General features: G+C 58.2%; 3 pseudogenes. 2 read left to right on the top strand and 1 reads right to left on the bottom strand.

The features are described 5' to 3' along the window. Positions 1–188: pseudogene (locus BN2503_RS18845) on the top strand (IS256 family transposase); the annotation flags it as partial. A gap of 125 nt (positions 189–313) precedes the next feature. Here BN2503_RS18845 and BN2503_RS18840 read toward each other — a convergent pair. Continuing rightward, positions 314–1,081: pseudogene (locus tag BN2503_RS18840) on the bottom strand (site-specific integrase); the annotation flags it as partial. A gap of 51 nt (positions 1,082–1,132) precedes the next feature. On the opposite strand from BN2503_RS18840, the pseudogene BN2503_RS18835 reads away from it, so the two are divergent. Next, positions 1,133–1,794 (top strand): annotated as a pseudogene (locus BN2503_RS18835) (transposase). Positions 1,795–2,436: the final 642 nt, after the last annotated feature.

The following is a 2,436-nucleotide window of genomic DNA, read 5'->3' as shown; positions in this document are numbered from 1 at the left end:
CGGTGAACATGAGCCTGAGGAAGCTGACCAAGAACCGGGGCTCGTTCCCCAGCGACGAGGCGCTGACCAAGCTGTTCTACCTGGCCCTGCGCAACATCAGCCAGAAGTGGACCCTGCCCATCCGGGATTGGAAGGCCGCGCTGACCCGATTTACCATTCAGTTCGGAGACCGCATCTCCGTCAATTGAAGTCCGAACCGTTTACACAAAAATTCGGACACGCCCGCGTAGTCCAGCGAAATTCGGTGCTGGAGTCATCGTGAAATAAAAAATCAGGTTCGCATTCCCGCCTACTGCAGAACACCGTCGACATATCAAAGCAGCTTTGCTGCTGGGTTGTGATTGGATGGGCGGTAGTACCCCACTACGCTAGCAACGCTCCTGTGTCCGGTCATCGCCATGGTATCGGCCAGCGGCACTTTTTGTATGGCCGCCTCAGTCACAAAGCCAGACCGCAGAGAGTGGGCGGAAAACACCTCCGGCAGTCCTGCAAGCTTTGTCCGCTCTCGAACAATATCTCGCACTGTGGCAGGGGAGAGGGTTTCACCAAGGCGACCGCCTTTCCTGACCTGTCTGAATATAGCTCCGTCCACGATGGCTGAAGCCGTCAACCAGGCCTGCAGAGCTTCGCCCGCAATGCCCTCCAATGGTTTCACGTTCTCCGGACGATCCGCCGCAATCTGGTTGCTCTTGGAATAGGCGAGGGTGTAGATGAAGCTGCTGGGCCCGACCCGGTGAAGATTCTTCATCGTCGCCCCCGTCACTTCTGACCGACGACGCCCACCCGATGCCCAGGCAAAGAGGAGGAGGGCGCGGTCCCGGATGCCCTTGAGCGAGTCATCACAGGTGTCCAGGATGGCCATTAGCGGATCCTTTGTCAGAGCATCCTTCTTCCGAGGAAGCGCGCCACGTTTGCCGTAGGCCCGCCGGGTCTTGGCCAGCAACTCGCGGACTTTGGGATCCTGGCAAGGGTTCTTCAGCTCTCGGATCTGGTGGGCCTTGGACAGCACAGCAATCCGATGGATCAAGGTGTTCAGTGCCACCGGACCTAGCTTGCCTTTAAATCCCGCATCCACCAGCGCTTTGAATCGCCCCGGGTTTCGAGGAGGCTCAACACTCTGGGAGGATTGGGCCTGAAGAAGACGAACAAGTTCTCGCCCGAGGTGCGTGAGCGAGCGGTGAGGATGGTGCAGGAGCACCGAGCCCATCGCGCCCAAGATTGGCTGCGTGCCCCAGTCGCTGAACGAATGGGTCAAGCGCGCCGAGGTCGATGCCGGCGTGCGAGAAGGCGTGACGACTAGCGAGTCGCAGCGCGTGAAGGACCTCGAGCGCGAGGTGCGTGAGCTGCGCAAGGCCAACGAGATTCTGAAGCTGGCCAGCGCGTTTTTCGCCCAGGCGGAACACCGAGTTCGTGCTCGACGCGCTAGAGCAGGCGCTGTACGACCGCAACCCGTGCGACGATGGCAGCCTGACCCACCACTCCGAAAGGGGTTCGCAATACCTGTCCATCCGCTACAGCGAACGCCTAGCCGAAGCCGGCATTGAGCCATCAGTGGGCTCCAAGGGCGACAGCTACGACAACGCCCTGGCCGAGACCATCAACGGGCTATACAAGGCCGAGGTGATCCACCGGCGCGGGCCGTGGAAGACCAAGCAGGCGGTTGAGCTGGCGACGCTGGACTGGGTAGCTTGGTTCAACCACCACCGATTGATAGAACCGTTGGGCTATCTGCCGCCGGCCGAGTTCGAGGCCAACTACCATCGACAACGCGCTGGTCAGGCCGCGACCGCCTGACTTAAACCAACAGGCCTCCGCAGAACGCTGGGCGGTTCAAGGTCATTCAATATAGGGTTACAACTTCTCTTTAAAAATAAGCACAACTTCAGTTATGCAGACGTTTGCAGGCCATAAGCGAACCTGCCATGGGCATTTTAATTTATACGATGTATATTATGTTTAATCTCCAAGAGAGGCATGCAGCGAGTGATGCAGGCCCGCAGGCAGATGCAATGGGCGTAGTTTCACGCATTGACACAATCATTGATTTGTGAATTGCATGTTTAGAGCGCCTACACACGCCGAACTGCCGCCCTTGCGCTTGATGGTGGCGAACATACCGGCTACCGAAAAGCAGATGGCGCGGCACTTGGGCATAGCGCCAGGGACGCTGCGACGCCACATAAAGAACGACGAGGCACCACGCCCCGTGATGCTGGCGATGTTTTGGGAAACGCGATGGGGACGATCCGCCTCAGACTGCGAAGCCGCGCAGTTCGGCCAAGTGCATGCAGGGGTCTCCTCGTTTTCAGTGCAATAAGTGACGGTACGAAAAGCTAGCACTGGCGCGGAGGTGGTGTTGGTAGATCGTTGATTTCATTGACTTTCCTGTTCACTTTCAAATCTGCGATTCGTGGCGTCAAACCGTGGTCGGTTTCA

This window comes from Paenacidovorax caeni (genome assembly GCF_001298675.1).
GTDB lineage: Bacteria > Pseudomonadota > Gammaproteobacteria > Burkholderiales > Burkholderiaceae_C > Paenacidovorax > Paenacidovorax caeni.
This window is presented reverse-complemented; position numbering and strand designations above follow the sequence as displayed.